Annotated in this window: 19 protein-coding genes; 14 read left to right on the top strand and 5 right to left on the bottom strand. The window is 56.0% G+C overall.

Annotated elements, in window-relative coordinates; translation table 11 throughout:
• Positions 1–28 precede the first annotated feature (28 nt).
• The 9 genes from CWI75_RS14375 (at position 29) to CWI75_RS14335 (ending at position 9,439) form a co-directional block, all read left to right on the top strand.
• On the top strand, positions 29–1,147 hold the full coding sequence (locus CWI75_RS14375; protein ID WP_101522214.1) for a hypothetical protein: 1,119 nt from the start codon (positions 29–31) through the stop codon (positions 1,145–1,147).
• 130 nt (positions 1,148–1,277) lie between these two features.
• The gene (locus tag CWI75_RS18725) at positions 1,278–1,565 is read left to right on the top strand and encodes a hypothetical protein (protein ID WP_241521237.1); all 288 of its coding nucleotides are present in this window, start codon (positions 1,278–1,280) and stop codon (positions 1,563–1,565) included.
• Positions 1,562–2,260: a sulfotransferase family protein gene (locus CWI75_RS14365; RefSeq protein ID WP_101522213.1), complete on the top strand. Its 699-nt coding sequence runs from the start codon at positions 1,562–1,564 to the stop codon at positions 2,258–2,260. Before CWI75_RS18725 ends, CWI75_RS14365 begins: the two co-directional genes overlap by 4 nt.
• 11 nt (positions 2,261–2,271) lie before the next feature.
• Entirely contained in the window at positions 2,272–3,252 is a 981-nt protein-coding gene (locus CWI75_RS14360; RefSeq protein WP_101522212.1) for a glycosyltransferase family 2 protein, read from the top strand.
• The gene (locus tag CWI75_RS14355) at positions 3,249–5,219 is read left to right on the top strand and encodes a sulfatase-like hydrolase/transferase (RefSeq protein WP_101522211.1); all 1,971 of its coding nucleotides are present in this window, start codon (positions 3,249–3,251) and stop codon (positions 5,217–5,219) included. Before CWI75_RS14360 ends, CWI75_RS14355 begins: the two co-directional genes overlap by 4 nt.
• Positions 5,216–6,082 carry a class I SAM-dependent methyltransferase gene (locus tag CWI75_RS14350; RefSeq protein WP_206604742.1) on the top strand — a complete coding sequence of 289 codons (867 nt, stop codon included), beginning with the start codon at positions 5,216–5,218 and terminating at the stop codon, positions 6,080–6,082. The genes CWI75_RS14355 and CWI75_RS14350 overlap by 4 nt, the downstream gene beginning before the upstream one ends.
• Positions 6,079–6,978: a glycosyltransferase family 2 protein gene (locus CWI75_RS14345; protein WP_101522210.1), complete on the top strand. Its 900-nt coding sequence runs from the start codon at positions 6,079–6,081 to the stop codon at positions 6,976–6,978. The genes CWI75_RS14350 and CWI75_RS14345 overlap by 4 nt, the downstream gene beginning before the upstream one ends.
• On the top strand, positions 6,975–7,880 hold the full coding sequence (locus tag CWI75_RS14340) for a glycosyltransferase family 2 protein (protein ID WP_101522209.1): 906 nt from the start codon (positions 6,975–6,977) through the stop codon (positions 7,878–7,880). The genes CWI75_RS14345 and CWI75_RS14340 overlap by 4 nt, the downstream gene beginning before the upstream one ends.
• 2 nt (positions 7,881–7,882) lie before the next feature.
• Positions 7,883–9,439 carry a glycosyltransferase family 2 protein gene (locus CWI75_RS14335; RefSeq protein ID WP_101522208.1) on the top strand — a complete coding sequence of 519 codons (1,557 nt, stop codon included), beginning with the start codon at positions 7,883–7,885 and terminating at the stop codon, positions 9,437–9,439.
• A gap of 19 nt (positions 9,440–9,458) precedes the next feature.
• Here CWI75_RS14335 and CWI75_RS14330 read toward each other — a convergent pair whose 3' ends face one another.
• From CWI75_RS14330 to CWI75_RS14310, 5 genes are read right to left on the bottom strand one after another with little or no spacing between them, the layout of a single operon-like run.
• Complete coding sequence (locus CWI75_RS14330) at positions 9,459–10,217, bottom strand: CmcI family methyltransferase (RefSeq protein WP_101522207.1); 759 nt, start codon at positions 10,215–10,217, stop codon at positions 9,459–9,461.
• Positions 10,218–11,138 carry a hypothetical protein gene (locus CWI75_RS14325; protein ID WP_101522206.1) on the bottom strand — a complete coding sequence of 307 codons (921 nt, stop codon included), beginning with the start codon at positions 11,136–11,138 and terminating at the stop codon, positions 10,218–10,220.
• Positions 11,139–11,951, bottom strand: a complete 813-nt coding sequence (locus CWI75_RS14320) for a sulfotransferase family protein (RefSeq protein WP_101522205.1) — start codon at positions 11,949–11,951, stop codon at positions 11,139–11,141.
• 27 nt (positions 11,952–11,978) lie between these two features.
• Positions 11,979–12,749, bottom strand: coding sequence for a sulfotransferase family protein (locus tag CWI75_RS14315; protein ID WP_101522204.1), 771 nt, complete (start codon positions 12,747–12,749; stop codon positions 11,979–11,981).
• A 9-nt stretch (positions 12,750–12,758) separates the two neighbouring features.
• Complete coding sequence (locus tag CWI75_RS14310) at positions 12,759–13,733, bottom strand: phytanoyl-CoA dioxygenase family protein (RefSeq protein WP_162300095.1); 975 nt, start codon at positions 13,731–13,733, stop codon at positions 12,759–12,761.
• Between the two features lie 218 nt (positions 13,734–13,951).
• Here CWI75_RS14310 and CWI75_RS14305 point away from each other — a divergent pair, with 218 nt between their 5' ends.
• The 5 genes from CWI75_RS14305 (at position 13,952) to CWI75_RS14285 (ending at position 18,352) form a co-directional block, all read left to right on the top strand.
• A complete protein-coding gene (locus CWI75_RS14305) occupies positions 13,952–14,380 on the top strand; it encodes an FxsA family protein (protein ID WP_101522202.1) in 429 nt (142 codons plus the stop codon).
• A 225-nt stretch (positions 14,381–14,605) separates the two neighbouring features.
• On the top strand, positions 14,606–14,896 hold the full coding sequence (locus CWI75_RS14300) for a co-chaperone GroES (protein ID WP_101522201.1): 291 nt from the start codon (positions 14,606–14,608) through the stop codon (positions 14,894–14,896).
• A 47-nt stretch (positions 14,897–14,943) separates the two neighbouring features.
• Entirely contained in the window at positions 14,944–16,608 is a 1,665-nt protein-coding gene (groL, locus tag CWI75_RS14295; RefSeq protein WP_101522200.1) for a chaperonin GroEL, read from the top strand.
• Between the two features lie 152 nt (positions 16,609–16,760).
• Entirely contained in the window at positions 16,761–17,381 is a 621-nt protein-coding gene (locus CWI75_RS14290) for a urate hydroxylase PuuD (RefSeq protein WP_101522199.1), read from the top strand.
• A 203-nt stretch (positions 17,382–17,584) separates the two neighbouring features.
• On the top strand, positions 17,585–18,352 hold the full coding sequence (locus tag CWI75_RS14285) for a hypothetical protein (RefSeq protein ID WP_241521236.1): 768 nt from the start codon (positions 17,585–17,587) through the stop codon (positions 18,350–18,352).
• The last annotated feature ends 10 nt before the right edge of the window (positions 18,353–18,362 follow it).

Here is an 18,362-nt window from a genome sequence, read left to right as displayed (position 1 = left end):
ATTCTTGATCAGCCTGACGGACTATTTAATGGCAACGGTTTATCTTCACATTGGTTCTCCTAAAACCGCAACTTCCAGCCTGCAGGCGGTGTTTGCCAGGCACAAGCGCAAGTTGGGCTCTCGGGGCGTTCTGTACCCTCGCGAGTGCCGTCACGGCGATGCCCACCACATACTGGTTGCGGACCTGATTGGAAAGCATCAGTCCGGGCACCTGCCGGATTTCTGGTACGGGGATTTTCCACGCGGGAAAGCCTGGGCACGCCTGCAAACCGAGCTTGAAGCCAAAGCTGGCAAGTTTGATAAGGTCGTGTTGAGTTCAGAACTGTTTTTCGGCCAGTCCGTGGGCCTGGAGGCAATGCTGGGGGATATCCGGCAAGCGCTGGCGGGACACACTGTAAAGATCGTCGTGTATCTGCGTCGGCAGGACCAGCTATATGCCTCGTTTTATAACCAGGATGTTAAAGGCGCGCGGCAATGGTCGCGAAGTGCCTATGAGTTCTACGGGACCCACCAGATTTTCAGGCATAGTTACTCCCGGCTGATGGAGTTTTGGTCCAGCGCGTTTGGCGTTGAAAACATTATTATTCGTCCTTACGAGCGTGCCCAGTGGGTTGGTGGGGATATTGTGCAGGACTTCTGTGCAACGATTGGCATTCCGGCCCTGGGTTCGGCACCGCTTGAGAGCAACCAGGGCCTGGGGGTCAACCAGCTCTACATCAAGCGTTGTTTCAATCGGACCGGTTTTCCCAAGGCGGATAATGATACGGTTGTGGCGTTTATCCAGCGCTTGTGCCCGGAATCGCCCGCCAATAATACGGTTTACGTGAATCGTGCCTTGTACGGCCGCTACCGCAAGCAGTGGCAGCGGGACAATAACCGTCTTGCCCGTATTTTTCTGCAGCAGGAACAGCTGTTTTCCGAACCGCTACCGGCGGCTGATGAATTGCAGCTTGAGAACGTCGACAGAAAGGTCATTGCCGAATTCCTCGCGATCGTGAAACATGAGCTGCGTCAGCTTAAATCGCCGGAACTGAGGCAAGCCGCAGCGCGAGCCGCCCTGCTTATGCACGCAGAGCTTGGCTTGTGGCCGGAGTTAGGGCACGACCCGGTGGACTTATTGTCCCCCCATGAAGGCAGGTCGCGGTAGCACATCACGCTTACTGGCCCAGTATCCGGTGCAGTCGGGATTACTAATGGGGGTGATAGTGATAATCTGGTTCTTCATTTCACGCAGATAGCCACGCGCACAGGGTCTTACGATTAATAATTACCAGGAATTGAAGGCCCCATGGCATGCGGCGGTATTTAACAAGCGAATACTGACTTGCGTATTCACCGGGCTTGCCTCGGGCATGCCGCTGTATGTCCTGTTGCAGCTGGTTCCTGCCTGGCTCCGGGACCAGGGTGTCTCGCTGACCGAAATCGGGCTGTTTGCCCTGGTCGTCGGGTTTATGTTCCTGTACAAGATCGGCGACAATATGGCCTTTTTATTGTGTGCCGTAATCGCGTTACCCGGTATGCTTCTCTTATTCTGGGTGGCGCCATGGCGTGAGGGCGAGGCATGAATCAAAAACCCGGGCGGGTGATCGCCATACTGGGCATGCATCGCAGCGGTACCAGTTGCCTGACCGGCTCGCTGCAGGAGGCGGGCCTGGATCTGGGTGAGTGTCATACCTGGAACCCCTACAACAAGAAGGGTAATCGGGAAAACCAGGCATTTGTTGACCTGCATGACCGGATTCTGGCGGATAGCGGCGGTGCCTGGGACCAGCCTCCCGAGCGTGCCATCTGGTCTGCCGGCCACCTGGCCGCCGGTCGCCGACTGCTGGCGGACCATGCGTCCAGTGCCGTACTGGGGTTCAAGGATCCGCGCGCCTTGTTGGTGCTGGGGGGATGGAAATCGCTACTGCCGGATCTTGAGTATGTCGGCATCTTCCGGCACCCCGAAGCGGTTGCGGAGTCCTTGCAAAATCGTAGCCAAATCCCGCGAGAGGAGGCGCTGTCACTGTGGTATGCCTATAATCGCATTTTGTACAGGGAGTGGTGCCAGGAGCGGTTCCCACTGCTGTGTTTTGATCAGGAGGAGACCGTCTTCAACGCCAGGGTGGATACCGTTGTGCGTCAGTTGAATCTTGATCCCGTGGCCTCGCCCCAGCGATTCTATGACAATCAGTTAAAAACCTTCGCCGCACGTTCACATCATGGTCTTCCCTGGAAAATACGCTTTTTATATTACAAACTGAAACGGGCAAGTCTCTAAACGGGTTACGCATGCTGGCACGACTATTCAGTAAGGGAAAAAAACGGCAAGGTCTCGAAAAACCTGCCCTGGTCAGCTTTGTCGTGGTGGTTTATGACATGCAGCTGCAGGCGGAAAATACCGTGCGTTCATTACTGCCCGGTTATCAGCGCGGTGTGAGCGGCGATGAGTACGAAGTCATTATTGTCGAAAACGCTTCATCCAGGCTGATGCGGGAAGATTTCCTGCAGACATTGCCGGGCAATTTTCGCTATGTTTTGCGTCGGGACCCGGAGCCCAGCCCGGTTGGCGCGATCAATGCGGGTGCCGAGCAGGCAAAGGGTGACTGCATTTGCGTGATGATAGACGGCGCGAGAATGCTCACCCCGGGAGTCGTCCGGCATATCATCATGGGCCACCGTGCGGCTGGTAATGCCATAGTGGCGGTGCCGGGTTACCATCTGGGCAGCGAGTTGCAGCAGGAGGCCGTAAGCAGCGGCTACAGTGCGGAAGTGGAGCGGGAACTTCTCGCGTCCATAGCGTGGCCTGACGACGGCTACCGTCTGTTTGATATCGCCTGCTTCAGCGGTTCCAGCGCTCCCGGTTTTTTCCTGCCCAACAGCGAGAGCAACTGCATCAGCATTCCAGTCAGGGTCTGGCAGGCGCTTGGCGGTTACGACCCGCAATTCGATCTGCCGGGCGGGGGCCTGGTGAACCTGGATATGTATAAAAGAGTGTGCGAATTTCCCGGAGTACAACACCTGGTCCTGCATGGCGAGGGCAGCTTTCACCAATTTCACGGCGGTGTTACCACCGGTGGTAAAGACCCGAAAATGCGCGATGATTATATTGATAACAGCAAAAGGCAATATCGCGTTTTGCGGGGAGAGGAGTTTTCGAGCCCCGTGACTGACCCGATCTACCTTGGTTCGATCCACCCTGCTGTTCAGAGATTCCTTCACGACTCGGCGCTCAGGGCGCTGAATGCGGGAGGACGCGGAAGTGTTGCGTGATTGCGGGGGCAGTCCCCAGTTGCCTGGCCGCGGCGGTAATCATGCGGGGTAGGCCCGGCATCCTGCTTCTATGCCTGCTCTTGGTGCTGGCCGCCTGCCGGGATCCGGGAAACGTCGAATCAGCGGAAAATTTGACCTCGCGACCCAACATTGTGCTCATCCTGCTGGATGACCTGGGTTACGGTGACATTAATCTGCCGGGTGCAGCGGAGCTCGCCGTGCCTAATCTGGCGGTACTGGCCAATGAAGGAGTCTATTTTTCCCGCCACTACGCCGATAGTACCTGTGCCGCGTCCCGCGCGGGGAGTCTTACCGGTACCGCGCCTGCCAGTCACGGATTTCGCCCTGACCATCGCGGTCTTTCACCGGAGGTCCCCACCCTGGCCAAGGTATTGCAGGGCAACGGCTACAGTACCCACCATGTCGGCAAGTGGCACCTCGGCCACACCACTCCGCTGGCCATGCCTGCGGTTCAGGGCTTCGACTCGTTCTTCGGGTTCTCGCACCAGTGGTTTTTACAGGGTCTGGACGGGAAAGGTGAGCTGACTCCGCGCCGGCCAACTTACTTCAATCCCTGGTTGTATGACCAGCAAGAATATTTCAGTCGCCACGAAGGGCATCTGAGTGACATTCTGAAGTCCCGGGCGGTTGCACTGATCCGTGCCAGCCGGGGTGAATCGAAACCCTTTTTTCTCAACTACTGGCCCTTTGCTCCCCATAGCCCTCTGCAGCCACCTGCCGACGTGGCTGCGCGCTACCCGGATACGCCCGAGGGCAAGTACAGGGCTATGGTGGAAGTCGCCGATATGGCTGTCGGAGCCGTCATGCAAGCTCTGCGGGAGTCTGGCCTGGACCGCAATACGTTGCTCATTGTCGCGAGTGACAACGGTGGCACGGGACGGCAACAGGAGCAAAGCAACGCACCCTTCAGCGGAAACAAAGGGACCTATACGGAGGGGGGGCTGCGAACACCTTTGCTGCTGCGTTGGCCGGGAGTGCTGAATGCAGGCCAAGTGTATCATGGAACCGTCACTAATCTGGACTACTTCCCCACCATTATGGCTGCCGCAAGGGTAGAGAGGCCAGCCGGTCTGGACGGTCGGGATTTGCGGTTACTATTGGCAGGACAGGAGCGTGAAGTGGGGCCGCTATTCTGGGAAACCGTTACGCCGAAATATATCAGCTGGGGAGCGCTGTCAGCGGATGGACGCTGGCGACTTTACCAGAACTATACAGGGCACCCCCTGTTGTATGACCTCGCGATACACCCGGCGGGGGATACAGATGTAGCATCCCGATACCCCGCAATAGTGGCAGAGCTGACCCGGCAGTACGTGATATGGCGGCAGTCCTCGCGCGAATTGCCAGTCAGCTACCACCCGTTGGATGATCGCGGAAAAGCGACCCTGCAAGGACACAGTCTCCAGCGTACACCCGGATCCGGCGGGTTTACCTTCGCCATCGATTTATATCCGGAGGCAAATACACAAACGTCGGCCTCGATGGAAGCCGGTGAGAGGGGGGAGCAGGTCCTTGCCCTGCAAAAGGGGGCCTGGTCTGCCAGCCTTGATGAAAATACCGTGGCCATAGAAATGGGAGGGCTCAGCCTTCGCGGTGAACTGCCTGCGGGAAAAGACTGCGTTAACGTGGCGGTGACGGCATTCTTCAAGCAATCGACGCGTTTCCCCGGCAATAATTTCAACACTGCCACTCTTTTTATCGATGGGCAGACGGCAGACCATAAGCTGTCGGATGATTCCGTCCTCGAGCCGGACGACTATCTTGAGCCTACTTATCTCGGCCAGGATCACAAGGGCGAACGCCGTTTTCGGGGTCGCCTGTCACGGCCGCTTTTGTACAATGAAATGATTTATCACGAGGCCCCTGACAATTCGCCACCAGGCCGTACCATTGAGCACTTGCTCGCGGGTAGTTGTCACTTTGCTGAAGGAACGAAAAACAAATGATAAAACTCTGGAAACACTTGCTCATGCCGATCTGCGAGGCTGTTGGAGCGACAAAGTTACTGGAAATTGGTGCAGAATATGGCAGCAGCACTACAACGCTGGCCAAGTACGTGGATAAACGCAACGGTCATCTCCACTGTATAGATCCCAGTCCGGAGTTCGATCCAGCGGTGTTGTCGTCACAATATGGCTCCCGATTTTCCTTCCACGGGGACCTGAGCCTCAATGTTTTGCCGGGTTTGACGCCGGTTGACGTAGTGCTGCTGGATGGGGACCACAATTGGTATACGGTCTACCATGAGCTGCAACAACTGGAGGAACTACACAGGCAACATGGCGCCGACCAGCCGCTCATCTTTATCCACGACCTGGGCTGGCCCTACGGCCGCCGGGATCTTTACTATAATCCCGACGTGATACCTGCTGCATTTCGGCAGCCGTTTGCAAGGCGCGGAATCCTGCCAAACCGGAACGAGCTGGTCGAGGCCGGTGGCATGAATGCGGATCTGTGCAACGCAGTGCAAGAGGGCGGCCCGCGCAACGGCGTGATGACCGCGGTGGAGGATTATATAGCCGACTCCCGTGAGGCATGGGTATTCAGGCACTTGCCCACCTATTACGGTATTGGCGTGCTTGCGCCGAGTTCAACGGTAGCTGCCAATGCAGCCCTGTTCGCCGAGTTGGGCAAATTTGATCTTCCTGCGCATACTCTGGGCTTGCTGCAACAGGCCGAACATCTGCGGTGCGTAGATGGGATTATGATGCAGGCCATTAACCGGCGCCTCAATCAGGCTGAAGACCACATTCGTCTGTTGGAAGCGGAACAGGCGGCAGGGTCTGTGGTTGAGGGGGGGCTGGCATGAAACTGTCCGTGATTGTCATCGCGTACAATATGCAACGCGAGATTCCCCGTACATTGCAAAGCCTGACTGCCAACTATCAGCAAGGCATCGCGGAGGAAGATTATGAGGTGCTGGTAATTGACAATAAATCGCCTGACCCGGTGGACCGGGAAATGGTGGAGTCATTCGGGCCAAATTTTCGCTACTTCTACCTGGAAGAGGGTAAACCCTCGCCAGCGTTTGCGCTGAACTTTGCCAGCGTCCAGGCACGGGGCGATATTCTCTGCTTCATGATTGATGGTGCGCACATCCTGACCCCCGGAGTACTCAGTCTTGCCATGTCAGCATTCAGGGCATTCGGGCAATGTGTGGTACTTACACGCTATTTTTACCTTGGTCCGGGCTCCCAGAATGAGACCATCCTGGAAGGCTACAGCAAGCGGGAAGAGGACCGGTTGCTCGCCTCAATTGACTGGCCCCGGGACGGTTATCGCTTGTTTGAAATCGGTGCGGCGTTACAGGGCAGGCAACCGAAAATTACCTGGCTCAGCAAGATGTTCGAGACCAACTGCCTGTTTCTCGCCAAAGAGGATTTTAACACGATGGGAAGAGCCGATGAACGTTTCGACTTTCCGGGCGGTGGCTTTTTGAATATTGATCTTTACGCGGAAGCCGCAAAAATTGAGGGGATAACCCCGGTGCAGTTGGTGGGTGAGGGCAGCTTCCACCAGTTGCATGGCGGCATTACGACCAATGTGACGCCTGAAGATCGCGACGCCAAGGTAGAGCGTTATCACGATCAGTATCGCGTAATCCGGGGTGCGGACTCCACGGTAACCGACAAGAACATCCATTATCTGGGACATGTTCCCACGGAGCATGCCAAGATTCACCGGCGCAGCAGGCCCATAAAATGAAGCTGTCGGTAGTAATCGTTTTCTACAACATGAATCGGGTGGCGATGAACTCACTGTATTCGTTGACCGCCGATTATCAGTCGCGGATTGATGTCGATGATTACGAAATCATTGTGGTCGACAATGGCTCTGATGCTCCCCTTGAGGAGGCGGATGTTATCGGTGTCGCTCCCAATGTCCGCTATATCAGGCTGACCACGCCGCCGCCGTCACCGGCGCTGGCCATTAACCAGGCCATCAGCCAGGCGAGGGGTGAAGTCATAGGCCTTATGGTCGATGGCGCACATATCCTGACCCCGGGAGTTCTGGCATCTGCCCTGGACATGTTTCGCGCACGGGCGCAACCGGTGGTGTTTACCGCGCAGTTCTATCTGGGGCCCGGCCCCCAGCCACGGACCCTGCAGGAAGGCTACACTCCGGCTGTGGAGGAAGACCTGTTGAGCCGGGCGGACTGGCGGCGCGACGGTTATCGGTTGTTTGAGATCGGTGTACCCTACCGCCTGTACGAAGACCCCGCGACACGACCCAAACTGTACTGGTTCGTCAGGATGTTCGAAAGTAACTGCCTGTTCTTCAGAAAAAACCTGTTCACCGCCGTTGGCGGCTGTGATGAATGCTTTGACCTTCCCGGGGGAGGTGCACTGCTGCCGGATCTGTGCCTGAGATTGTCGGAGTCTGCGCAAGCTGATGTTGTTCAATTGCTGGGCGAGGCTACATTTCACCAGTTGCACGGCGGAGTGACTACCAATGCCACCCCGGAAATGCAGCGCCAGAGCTGGTCCGAGTACCTGGTTCAGTATGAGAAAATTCGCGGCAAGCCCTTTGCGGTTTGCCAGAAGGATATTGTTTATTACGGCACCATGCCCAACCAGGCTACCAGATTGTTAATGAAGACTGGCTGAGCATGACTGCTTCCATAAACTCCGGAGACGCACCGGACAAGTGCGACACTTTCCTTCGGTACCTGGAGGCTGAAAAACTCCGCCATGAGGATGTTTTTCGGGACTTTCTGCTCGCCGATACGGATCCGCTGCTATCCGTGGTGGTGCCTGTCTGCAACACGCCGCTGGCATGGTTGCGGGAGTGTATTGCGTCTGTAGTGCAGCAGAGTTACCCACGTTGGGAGCTATGCCTGATTGATGATGGCTCGTCACCCGATTCTGGCGTTGGTGAACTGCTGATGCAGATGTCGGCGGCTGATCCACGAGTCAGAGTCAGGTTTCTGCCCGAGAACCATGGCATTGCAGGGGCAACTAATGTGGGGCTGTCTGACGCTGCGGGCGACTTTGTTGCTCTCCTGGACCATGATGATCGACTCGCGAGGCATGCACTGCTCTATATTTGTCTGGCGGTTCGGAGCAACCCGGAAGCTGGGTTGATCTACACCAACTCGGACCGGATTACCGCTACTGGCGCCAGGGCGGATCCCTACTTCAAGCCAGCCTGGAATCATGCTCTGCTCCTGTCACATAACTACCTCAATCACCTGAGCGTATACAGCGCGAATCTCGTCGCCCGCCTGGGTGGTATGGCGCCAGAGTGCGATGGCAGCCAGGACTATGATTATGTCCTGAGGGCGGTCGAGTCGCTCGGGCGCAGTGAAATTCTGCATATTCCGGAGCTGTTGTATCACTGGCGCGTTGTGGAGGGTTCAGTTTCCCTTGGCAACCTTGGCCTGGCCGTAAAGAGAGGCCGTGCTGTGCTTCGGGACCATCTGTTGCGCCTGGGCAGCAGTGCCCGGCCCGAGCCCCATCCGGACCAGGTGATCTACAACACTCTGGCTTTCGACAAGCCGGGCGGTGAGCTGTCGTGCCTGGTCTATGGTAGTGATGAAGCCGATATTCGCCTGACTTGCAAATCTGTCGTAGAGGATACGCCCGACGGTCTCCGTTTGCGGCTGGAAACGCTACATGAGCGCCCGGCGAGTCTGTCCGGGGCAATTTGTTGTTGGATTTCCTCACGACCCGCCGGACCGGTATTACTGGTAATGGCGGGCATCACGGTGGCTTCTCCCGGCGCGGTGCTGGCGATGGTTTCCAGGCTAAAAGGCACTCATGCGGTAGCAGTAGGACCGGCCTTGCAGCTTGCTGGTGGCGTGATTGCGCCCGCAGTTGAGGTCGGAACAGACTCTGATTATGAATCGAGCATCAGCGCGTTCGTGTTGTCTTTCGATTTGGAGGTATGCGCCCTTTCTACTGCCTGTATATTGCTGGATACTCGTCATGGCAGTCCCTCGCCAATGTGTTTTGACTCTGGCTACCTGACCACGTCCACGCAGTTCCTTGCCGGTGTTCAACCTTCCGCAACCTCGCCGCCGGTGTTGCTCTGGACGCCGCGCGCACACTGTATGAGCACCTCCTCAAGAGTCGATCTCGGCGTCCTTAGTCAGCCGGGTGACGTACAGACCTGGCGTGATGATGCCGGCGATATAAGTGGCAACGTCAGGGGACGCTCATCCTGATCCCGGCAGGCTTGGCCCTTTAGCCGATACTGACCAGGTTACGCCCCCGGGCCAGGCAGCTGCTTGCGATATCAAACTCACCCGCGGCCAGAGAGGCTGTGCCACGCCAGATTATTGCTGAGTTATTGTCGATTTCCACGCGATTGATCAGGTTGCGTGTCGACCCACAGGCCAGAACAATCTCAAACAGGAGTTTGGTGAGTGGTTCGCGCTCCGGATAAAAGCCAGGGGAGTCATCGGGGGCTCCCGCGTCCGCGTGTGCCCAGGACCAGTCCTCGATGATATAGGCGGCACCTGGGCGCAGGCGGGGAAAAATCGTATTGAAGGAAGCGCGGGTTTCGTCGAGGAAGTGGGAAGCGTCGTCAATGACCAGGTCAATCATCCGGTCGCCAAACTCTTCGTCGAGAATCCGGCTGACGCGATGATTATCTGCCTGGTTTACCCCGTGAACCGGAATCAGGGAGGTCTCAAGGCCGTGGTCCCGGATATAGGAATCCAGGCTTTCGATCCTGTTTTCGTTCAACTCTATGGCGACCAGTTTGGGGCTTTCTGCCAGTTTATGAAAAAATACTGCGCTGCCACCCTGGTGGATTCCCAGTTCAACAATATTCTGTGGCTTTATCCTGGTGAAGAGGTGTGTGTAGCGCTCGATCATCCAGCGTTCCTTGAAGATGATCTGGGCGTCATCACCAGCCTTCACGTGCGACTCTTGAAAATTGACCAGGCGGAAGCTGGTGTCACCCAATTCGAAATGTTTTTTCCCTGTCCATGTGATCATCTATCTTGAACCTTTTATGTAGCCGAGAGCACCCAGGGGTAGCCCGGTCAGTTGTTCCGTGTTGAGGTTACTCTCTTCGTACAACGGCCCAATAAGGGACCGTGCGCGTTGACTGAATCTGCGCTCGTATATATCGGTCAGTATCCTGGGTGCCGGCAGGGAGACGTTGCCTGCCGCCTGTATCCTGGCGGGGGAGTAGAAGCCGCCCATATCAAATACCGTTCTGGCGATATGGCGGTTGTACAGCCGTTTCAACTCGAGACTGAAAAGATCCCGCTTGCTGTTGATGCGTTCATGTACTGCTGGCTGCGGGGCATGAGGCGGCGATTCAACCCCGCAGAAAAGATTCAGTTTATTGAGGAAAATCAGGGGTTGTGAGCGGAATTCCTCGAAACTGAGAACGAGGACTTTGTGATGTCCGAAGGCATCCTGATAGGCTTTGATGATGCGATCGTAGCACAGGAAGGCCGGTTCGAATCGGGGGGCCTTGGCGGAGAGCGTGTTATTTGCCAGCAGATCGAGTTTGTAAGGGTAACCCCAATTCACCAGAAGCTGATAAAGCGACCGCAGCATGTCGATCTGCTCCCTGATAACAATCAGGATTCTGGCATCCGGAAGCGCCTGATGCAGCCTCGCCAGAATCATTTCGCCATCGGCACCACCCGATAGCGGGTCCCCCGAAAGTGCTTCACAGGATATGACCGGCGTCAGGCTGCCGGCCTTTTCAACGCCCGTGTTGGTGGGGGGCGTCCAGCAGAACGGCCGTGGCGAAATGAATGCCAGGTGGGCGGCCAGGGGGCCATAGCATAATTTGTACCCGTGTTCCGGCCTGAAAAATCGCTGTTGTAGCCAGGTGGACGCGGCTTTTGGCATCCCGATATGAATCAGGGGCGGCTTGTGTGATTCCGTGGATGTCGACATTCAGGGAGTGTAGCCCAGTGCCTGGACCCTTTGCAGTTGTTGTGTACTGAAATCTTCCTGCCACCGGGCCTTTCGGTAACGGTGCAGAGAGGCCGGCGGAGTAATCCTGCTGGCGAGCAGCTGCAGCCTGGTCGATTCAATGTCGGTTTCCAGAAATGCGCAGAGACGACGGATTTCTTTCTCGGGATTAAGGCACAGGGCCTCGTACCTGACAAGAAGGAATCGGTTGCCCAGGAGTTCAGGGCCAGTATCGAGTACGAACTTGTTGGCTCGCAGCCAGTATTCGAGCATGAGTGCCGGTGGCATTCTATCTCCGGCTCCGTGATCCCCGTTAATACCGAACTTGGCCGACCACCTTCGAACTTGCCTCTGGTTGCCGGAGTACGCCATGTCCAGGCCATTTCTTATCAGGTGTATATATTGCATCTGCGGAAAGAACTCTGCCAGGCCGGTAAGCCAGAGGAAGGTGCTGGGGACTTTCCAGCCCGAACGCAGAGTGGCCCCGAGGTTATGTCGCCTGAGGGCCAGCAATCCGTCCAGGACGTTGAGGGCCCTGAAGAAGTCAGGATCCCGGGCTTCCATACCATGCGCACACGGTGCCAACAGCTTATCCAGGGGTGGCCATTCGAGGGCATCGCCGGCATCATTCATGGGTGTGGCCATGCAAAAGCCGAGTTCCGCAAGAAGCTGATTGATAACACGCGTGCCGCTGCCGCCGACACCCCCAACTGCAACCGGGTCGGGAACGTGGGCTGCGCATTCATAGTATGGGCTGCCATGACTGTCCAGCAAGTCGCGGTAGGGGGTTAACACCGGCGCCCCATGCCGATCGATGGAAGCTCAGGCATGATAGTGCCACTCTGAGTATTTTTCTGTGGCAGTGAGAATACGTTCGCAAAGTTCGTTGGAAAACGCTTCGCGATAGGGAAACACGTATTCATCGGAGATGGTGTTTCCGTAGACAAAATGCCTGGAAGAAAAATACAGATAGTCGGGGTCAAACAATAATCCAAGGTGATTGAATATTTTTTCCAGTTGTTTTTCGGCGTTAAGGCAGAAGACTTCGAACTGGTTGACAATAATTCTGTCACCGTGGGATGCCAGTGCCTGGCGGTATCCCTCGGCATAGCTGATAAACCGGCGGCAGTTTACTTCAAAATTATCGTTTATCCACTGTTCTGGATTCTCTTGCCATGACCACCTGGCCCAGGATAGAAACAGAGCGCGCGGGTCACGAACATTCACGACACACGGCAGCTGGGGCATTTTATTCAGGACGGCGTTCAAGTGGAGCATGTAAATAGGCGTCTTGTCGAAAAGACCGGTTGTCTTATCTGCAATAAAGGGACAGCGTTCCCTGGCACGTGCATAACACTCCTGCCAGTCATCAGTGTTACAGATGTAATGCATATCCTGGCGAGTGAGTTGCCACGTTTTACGAAAATTTCCGTAATACGGTTGAATCCCCGGAAAATCTTGTGGCGAATCACCCAGGAGGAATCCGCACTCGAAGCCCGAATCCATATCTGGATGGCGGCGCAGGATTTCATTGAGCAAGGTCGTACCTGATTTTTCGTATCCGCAGATAATTGCCTTGAGTGGGCTGGACATAACGGCAGCCTAGACTGCTTTATCTTCGTGGTGATGCAGACGGTTTTCTGCATAACGTTGCTGGCGTTTATTTTCATAGCGGATACATTGTTTCATGGCGTCTTTGACATGGTCATCGGGAAGCTCATGCAGGTTCTGCCAGGGGATAACGTCGAATCGCTTTTTGTACCAATAATATTGTAAATCCGTTGACTGCCAGTCCCGGTAGATTTCTTCCCAGCTCAGGCGGGAAAAATGCGGTTTCAATGAGTTCTCTGTCAGCGCCTCACCTTCCAGCTGGTAACGGTAATCCACAGATAAACGCATACGTTCAGGGTCCTTGTTCTCGAGCGCGCTGTGGACTGTCAATGCCGGGAACAGCAGGACGTCGCCCACCTGAAAATCAGTGCTTACCCACTCGAGTTCATGCATAGTTTGCGGAATTACCGCGCAACGATTTCCGGGCCCCATATGGAATTGCAATGGTAATAAGCCATTTTTGTGTGAGCCTTTCAGTATGGCCAATGCTCCCATTTCAATCGGGCAATCATGCAGCGGTATCCAGGCCGCGGTAAGTTTTTCGCTGCCCTGATTGTTAGGGTAGTCCTGATGCGGAGGGGTGGTGATCTCAGGGTTATTGGGGAATACCAGGCGCACAATACTCAGGGGGTGTGCAAACACGTCTTCGCCCAGGGATTGCCGTATAATATGCATCAGCTTTTCATCGTGAGCCAATGCATGAAATGCTTCGAGTTTTACAATCTTGTCATGCGCCTCAAAATAACCCTCTTCTCCCTCGCGTTGCGGCAGCCCCGCAGCCCTGGCGTCGAGTTGCTGTTCATCACCAAGAATCCAGCCAATCCCGGCCAGGATAGTGGTGATCTGTTCGCGCAGCACAGTCAGCTTGTGTGGGTCTATAGCATTGCGGAAAAGCAGATAGCCGTCCTCATCCATTTGCGCTCGCAGTGCGGTGACATCGTCACGTAGTGCATTGGCTTCACGCATTGGCTGGATATTGTCAGGGTAGAAAAAGCTCATCGGTTAATTCCTCCAACCACCTTGTTGTTGCCCTTTTTTGGGTCCCCTGGACGACATGAGGCACCCATAATCGGTATTTTCGCCATCGCAGGCAAGAACAAGTGTCCGTTTCCAGGGCCAAATCCGGCGGCTGTTCTTGCAATTCGTTATTCCATCCTCATAGTAAGGACTATGGAGAACATTTTATGCGGTTGATTATCCTGCTACTTCCCTGGCTGGAACTCTATACCCTGATCAAGTTGGGGGTAGAGACCAGTGCCCTCACGGCCCTGGCTTATGTATTGTTAACCCTGGTACTGGGCGTGATGCTACTGCGCCGGCAGGGCAGGGGGATGTTCCAGCGCCTGCGCGAAGCGCAACAGGGCGCTGTGCTGGGGCCGCAACTGTTGCTGGATGACATGGCGTTGGGCCTGGCGGGTATTTTGCTGATATTCCCGGGGATGATCTCTGATGTGGGGGCAGTGATTTTGCTGATCGGGCCCCTGCGGCGCAAGCTGGCCCGTCGTTTCGGTGGGCCGCAGCCCGAGCCTTACGCGCCGGAGCGCGACAGCTCCGGGCCCGATAAGCCCGGGTCGACCACAATTGAGGGTGATTATCGTCGCCTGGACGATTGACGCATTTATACCATTGATTTTTAAGAAGAATATTCAATATTTTCAGGTGTAAATACGGGTGCTCCCCGATCTTTGGCCGGTCCCCGGCTTATTTTTGGCACTCTTTTACGCTGAGTGCTAAAAATACCCTTGAAAATCATCCCCGCGCCCCAATATCCGCACCAAGCCCCAAAGGGGTGTGCCCGATCGGGCCTGTATAACATTGTAACCAGGAGAATCAGACTAATGAAAATCCGTCCGCTGTACGACCGCGTTGTCGTTCGTCGCAAGGAAGAGGAAGAAACCACAGCTGGAGGCATTCTGCTGCCCGGTTCCGCCAAAGAAAAGCCCAATCAGGGAGAAGTGATTGCGGTTGGCGAAGGCAAGGTACTGGAAAATGGCGACCTGCGCCCCCTGGCTGTGAAAGTAGGGGACAAGATCGTGTTTGGCCAGTATGCCGGCAGTAACACCATCGAAATCGATGGCGAGAAGCTGATCATCATGGGTGAGAGCGAGATTTTTGCGATCGTCGAGTAAGACTCTCTGACAACCACATCAATGACTGAATACGAAGGAATTGGATCATGGCAGCAAAAGACGTAATTTTCGGTGATGACGCACGTCATCGCATGCTCAAAGGCATTAACGTGCTGGCGGATGCCGTTAAGGTAACCCTGGGCCCCAAGGGTCGCAACGCGATTATCGACAAGTCGTTCGGCGCGCCGACCGTAACCAAGGACGGTGTGTCCGTGGCCAAGGAAATCGAGCTGGCCGACAAGTTCGAAAACATGGGTGCGCAAATGGTCAAGGAAGTGGCTTCACAAGCTTCCGACCAGGCTGGTGACGGCACCACCACCGCCACCGTACTGGCACAGGCCATCGTGAACGAAGGCCTCAAGGCCGTCGCCGCTGGCATGAACCCGATGGATATCAAACGCGGCATCGACAAAGCCATTGCCGCCGCGGTTCTCAAGGTTCAGGAAGCTGCGACTCCCTGTGAAGACACCCGGGCGATAGCCCAGGTCGGCACCATCTCTGCCAACAGTGATGAGCAGGTTGGCAAGATTATCGCCGAAGCGATGGACAAGGTCGGCAAGGAAGGCGTCATCACGGTTGAAGAAGGTTCCAGCCTGGAAAATGAGCTGGAAGTGGTTGAAGGTATGCAGTTTGATCGCGGCTACCTTTCTCCCTACTTCATCAACAACCAGGAAAACATGAGCGCCGATATCGAGTCGCCGTTCATCCTGCTGGTTGACAAGAAGATCTCCAACATACGTGAAATGCTGCCTCTGCTGGAGCAGGTTGCCAAGTCCTCGCGTCCGCTAGTCATTGTGGCTGAAGACGTTGAAGGCGAAGCGCTGGCTACCCTGGTAGTCAACAACATGCGCGGCATCGTTAAAGTCGCCGCCTGTAAGGCACCCGGCTTCGGTGACCGTCGCAAGGCCATGCTGCAGGACATCGCGGTACTGACTGGCGCTACTGTCATCTCCGAAGAAGTGGGTATGGACCTTGAGTCAACCACCCTTGAGCACCTGGGCAGCGCCAAGCGCGTCACCATGGACAAGGACAACACGGTCATCATTGATGGCGCTGGTGATTCGAGTGCGATCGAGGCGCGGGTTAAGGAAGTGCGCGTACAGATCGAAAATACCAGCTCCGACTACGATCGCGAGAAGTTGCAGGAACGTGTGGCGAAGTTGGCCGGCGGTGTTGCCGTGATCAAGGTTGGTGCAGCCACGGAAATGGAAATGAAAGAGAAGAAAGCCCGCGTTGAAGACGCTCTGCACGCAACCCGTGCAGCTGTGGAAGAAGGCGTGGTTGCAGGTGGTGGTGTGGCACTGATTCGTGCTGTTGATGCCATTCGCGGCCTCAAGGGTGATAACGAAGACCAGAATCATGGTATTGCCGCAGCGTTGCGCGCCATGGAAAATCCGTTGCGCCAGATTGTTTACAACGCGGGTGGCGAAGCTTCCGTGGTCCTGGATAAAGTGCGCCAGGGCACTGGTAATTACGGCTACAACGCCGCTACAGGCGAGTACGGCGATATGATCGAAATGGGTATTCTTGACCCTGCGAAAGTAACCCGTACAGCCCTGCAGGCCGCCGGTTCAGTGGCATCACTGATGATCACTACCCAGGTAATGGTTGCCGACGCACCGGAAGAGAAATCTTCAGGTGGCGGCGGTATGCCTGACATGGGCGGCATGGGTGGTATGGGCGGTATGGGTGGCATGGGCGGCATGATGTAAGCCATCTCCACCTGAAACCCTTGAAAACCCCGCACTTTGCGGGGTTTTTTTTCGGCTGAATGTTTGTCCGGAGACGTTTTGACTGCTTACGCAGCGGCGTGAAAAGGGTGTACACTTGATCGAAGTCTAATAACCAAGGCAAGGAGCGCGCTATGATTGTTGAATTTATTTTCCGTTGGGCCCACGTATTATTCGGTATTACCTGGATAGGTATGCTCTATTATTTCAATTTTGTCCAAACGGAATACTTCAAGGAAGCCGAGGCGGGCGCCAAAACAGATGCCATGAAGAAGCTCGCACCCCGGGCCCTGTGGTGGTTCCGCTGGGGCGCAATGTTTACCTTCCTCACCGGCCTGGTGTTACTGATGGCAACCGGTGCGATGAAAAATTTCGTGGGCAGTTCGCTGATCTGGATCGGTTCACTGGCCGGTACCCTGATGTTCCTCAACGTGTGGCTGATTATCTGGCCAAAGCAACAGATTGTGCTGGGCATGAAAGAGGGCGATGGCCCGGCGGCTGCAGCCAAGGCGGGCCTTGCCTCGCGGACCAACACCCTGCTTTCCGGCGTAATGCTGTTTGGTATGCTGGGTTCCAAGCACTTGTACATTGCCGATGTGACCGCCACGGGTCTTATTGTTTGCTGTGCCCTGATCCTGCTGCTTGAAGCCAACGCCCTGTTCGGCAAAATGGGTCCCATGGCCAGCGTCAAGGGAGTCGTGCACCTCAGCATCGCCCTGGCCGCTGCTGTGTGGGGGCTACTGATCGTTCTGTAACGCCGTTGCAGGAGTCCGTTCAGCCAGCGTAGGCTCCTGTTGCCACACCAGAATCACCCGCTCTGCGGGTGATTTGCATTCTTCCACCCCAAATTCCTTGCGTGTCGGGTAAGTGCTGGTCAGTATCTTGTTGATGTCGGTCTGCCACCGCGGTGCCCGGCCATGTATAATGAGCCCCCGGTTTCTACAGGCAGCGCGGTGTTATGTCCCAAGACGATATCGATGACATTCCCTCCATTATCCCCGAGCGCGAATCCGGGCAGGATTTTTCTGCCGGTAAGCCCCGGGGCGGCAAGCCGGACAAGCCCCGTCGCAGTGCAGGGCCGCCGAAGGGCGGCAGCAATGGTGGCGGCGGGCTCTGGTCGCGCCTGTTCATCGCCCTGGCGCTTGTTGTGGCCGGGGTGGCCTGCGCCTGGGCTTTCCAGCTGCAGGAGCGCCTGGAGTTGGCCGATACCCAGATGGAGCGGTACGCCAGTCGGATCGCCGACCTGGAGGACCGCCTGTCCGACACCGACGAGGGTTTGAGCCAGAACACCGCGGCCATGGCGGTCAAGATCAAGGAGCTGTACTCCGAGGTCGACAAGCTGTGGGCCTCCGCCTGGCGGCGCAACAAGGCCGCGATCGAAGAGCTGCAAAAGACCAGTGCCAGCGAGGCCAGAAAAGTGGCCGCTGTCGAAAAGAGCCTTGCCGGCACGAAAACCACGCTGGCAGCGGCGACCAACGATATTGCCAAGCTCAAGAATGTTGCCGCCGACCTCGAGCGACTGATGGCCAGCGCCAAAAGTAACCAGGCCCAGGTTGAGAAGGTGGCGGACAACCTCAACCGGATTAACGTTGACCTCGCCAAGCTGAGCAAGCGGGTGCAGGACAATGAGGATTGGGTGAACTCCATCAACGCTTTCCGCGGCCAGGTCAATCGCACCCTGTCCGATCTGCAGTCATCGGTAAACACTTTGCAAGGGGCGCCCTGAGCGCCCGCAC

The organism is Kineobactrum sediminis, assembly GCF_002868715.1.
GTDB lineage: Bacteria > Pseudomonadota > Gammaproteobacteria > Pseudomonadales > Halieaceae > Kineobactrum > Kineobactrum sediminis.
Note: the sequence above shows the minus strand (reverse complement) of the source record. Positions and strands in the feature narration are given on the sequence as shown.

Excerpts from the sequence above, each read along its gene's own strand:
- CWI75_RS14360 (WP_101522212.1), top strand. The coding sequence starts at position 2,272 with ATGCTGGCACGACTATTCAGTAAGGGAAAAAAACGGCAAGGTCTCGAA.
- CWI75_RS14315 (WP_101522204.1), bottom strand. The coding sequence starts at position 12,749 with ATGTCCAGCCCACTCAAGGCAATTATCTGCGGATACGAAAAATCAGGT.
- CWI75_RS14325 (WP_101522206.1), bottom strand. The coding sequence starts at position 11,138 with ATGTCGACATCCACGGAATCACACAAGCCGCCCCTGATTCATATCGGG.
- CWI75_RS14350 (WP_206604742.1), top strand. The coding sequence starts at position 5,216 with ATGATAAAACTCTGGAAACACTTGCTCATGCCGATCTGCGAGGCTGTT.
- CWI75_RS14345 (WP_101522210.1), top strand. The coding sequence starts at position 6,079 with ATGAAACTGTCCGTGATTGTCATCGCGTACAATATGCAACGCGAGATT.
- CWI75_RS14305 (WP_101522202.1), top strand. The coding sequence starts at position 13,952 with ATGCGGTTGATTATCCTGCTACTTCCCTGGCTGGAACTCTATACCCTG.
- CWI75_RS14375 (WP_101522214.1), top strand. The coding sequence starts at position 29 with ATGGCAACGGTTTATCTTCACATTGGTTCTCCTAAAACCGCAACTTCC.
- CWI75_RS14285 (WP_241521236.1), top strand. The coding sequence starts at position 17,585 with ATGTCCCAAGACGATATCGATGACATTCCCTCCATTATCCCCGAGCGC.
- CWI75_RS14310 (WP_162300095.1), bottom strand. The coding sequence starts at position 13,733 with ATGCGTGAAGCCAATGCACTACGTGACGATGTCACCGCACTGCGAGCG.
- CWI75_RS14300 (WP_101522201.1), top strand. The coding sequence starts at position 14,606 with ATGAAAATCCGTCCGCTGTACGACCGCGTTGTCGTTCGTCGCAAGGAA.
- CWI75_RS14335 (WP_101522208.1), top strand. The coding sequence starts at position 7,883 with ATGACTGCTTCCATAAACTCCGGAGACGCACCGGACAAGTGCGACACT.
- groL (WP_101522200.1), top strand. The coding sequence starts at position 14,944 with ATGGCAGCAAAAGACGTAATTTTCGGTGATGACGCACGTCATCGCATG.
- CWI75_RS14365 (WP_101522213.1), top strand. The coding sequence starts at position 1,562 with ATGAATCAAAAACCCGGGCGGGTGATCGCCATACTGGGCATGCATCGC.
- CWI75_RS14330 (WP_101522207.1), bottom strand. The coding sequence starts at position 10,217 with ATGATCACATGGACAGGGAAAAAACATTTCGAATTGGGTGACACCAGC.
- CWI75_RS14290 (WP_101522199.1), top strand. The coding sequence starts at position 16,761 with ATGATTGTTGAATTTATTTTCCGTTGGGCCCACGTATTATTCGGTATT.
- CWI75_RS14340 (WP_101522209.1), top strand. The coding sequence starts at position 6,975 with ATGAAGCTGTCGGTAGTAATCGTTTTCTACAACATGAATCGGGTGGCG.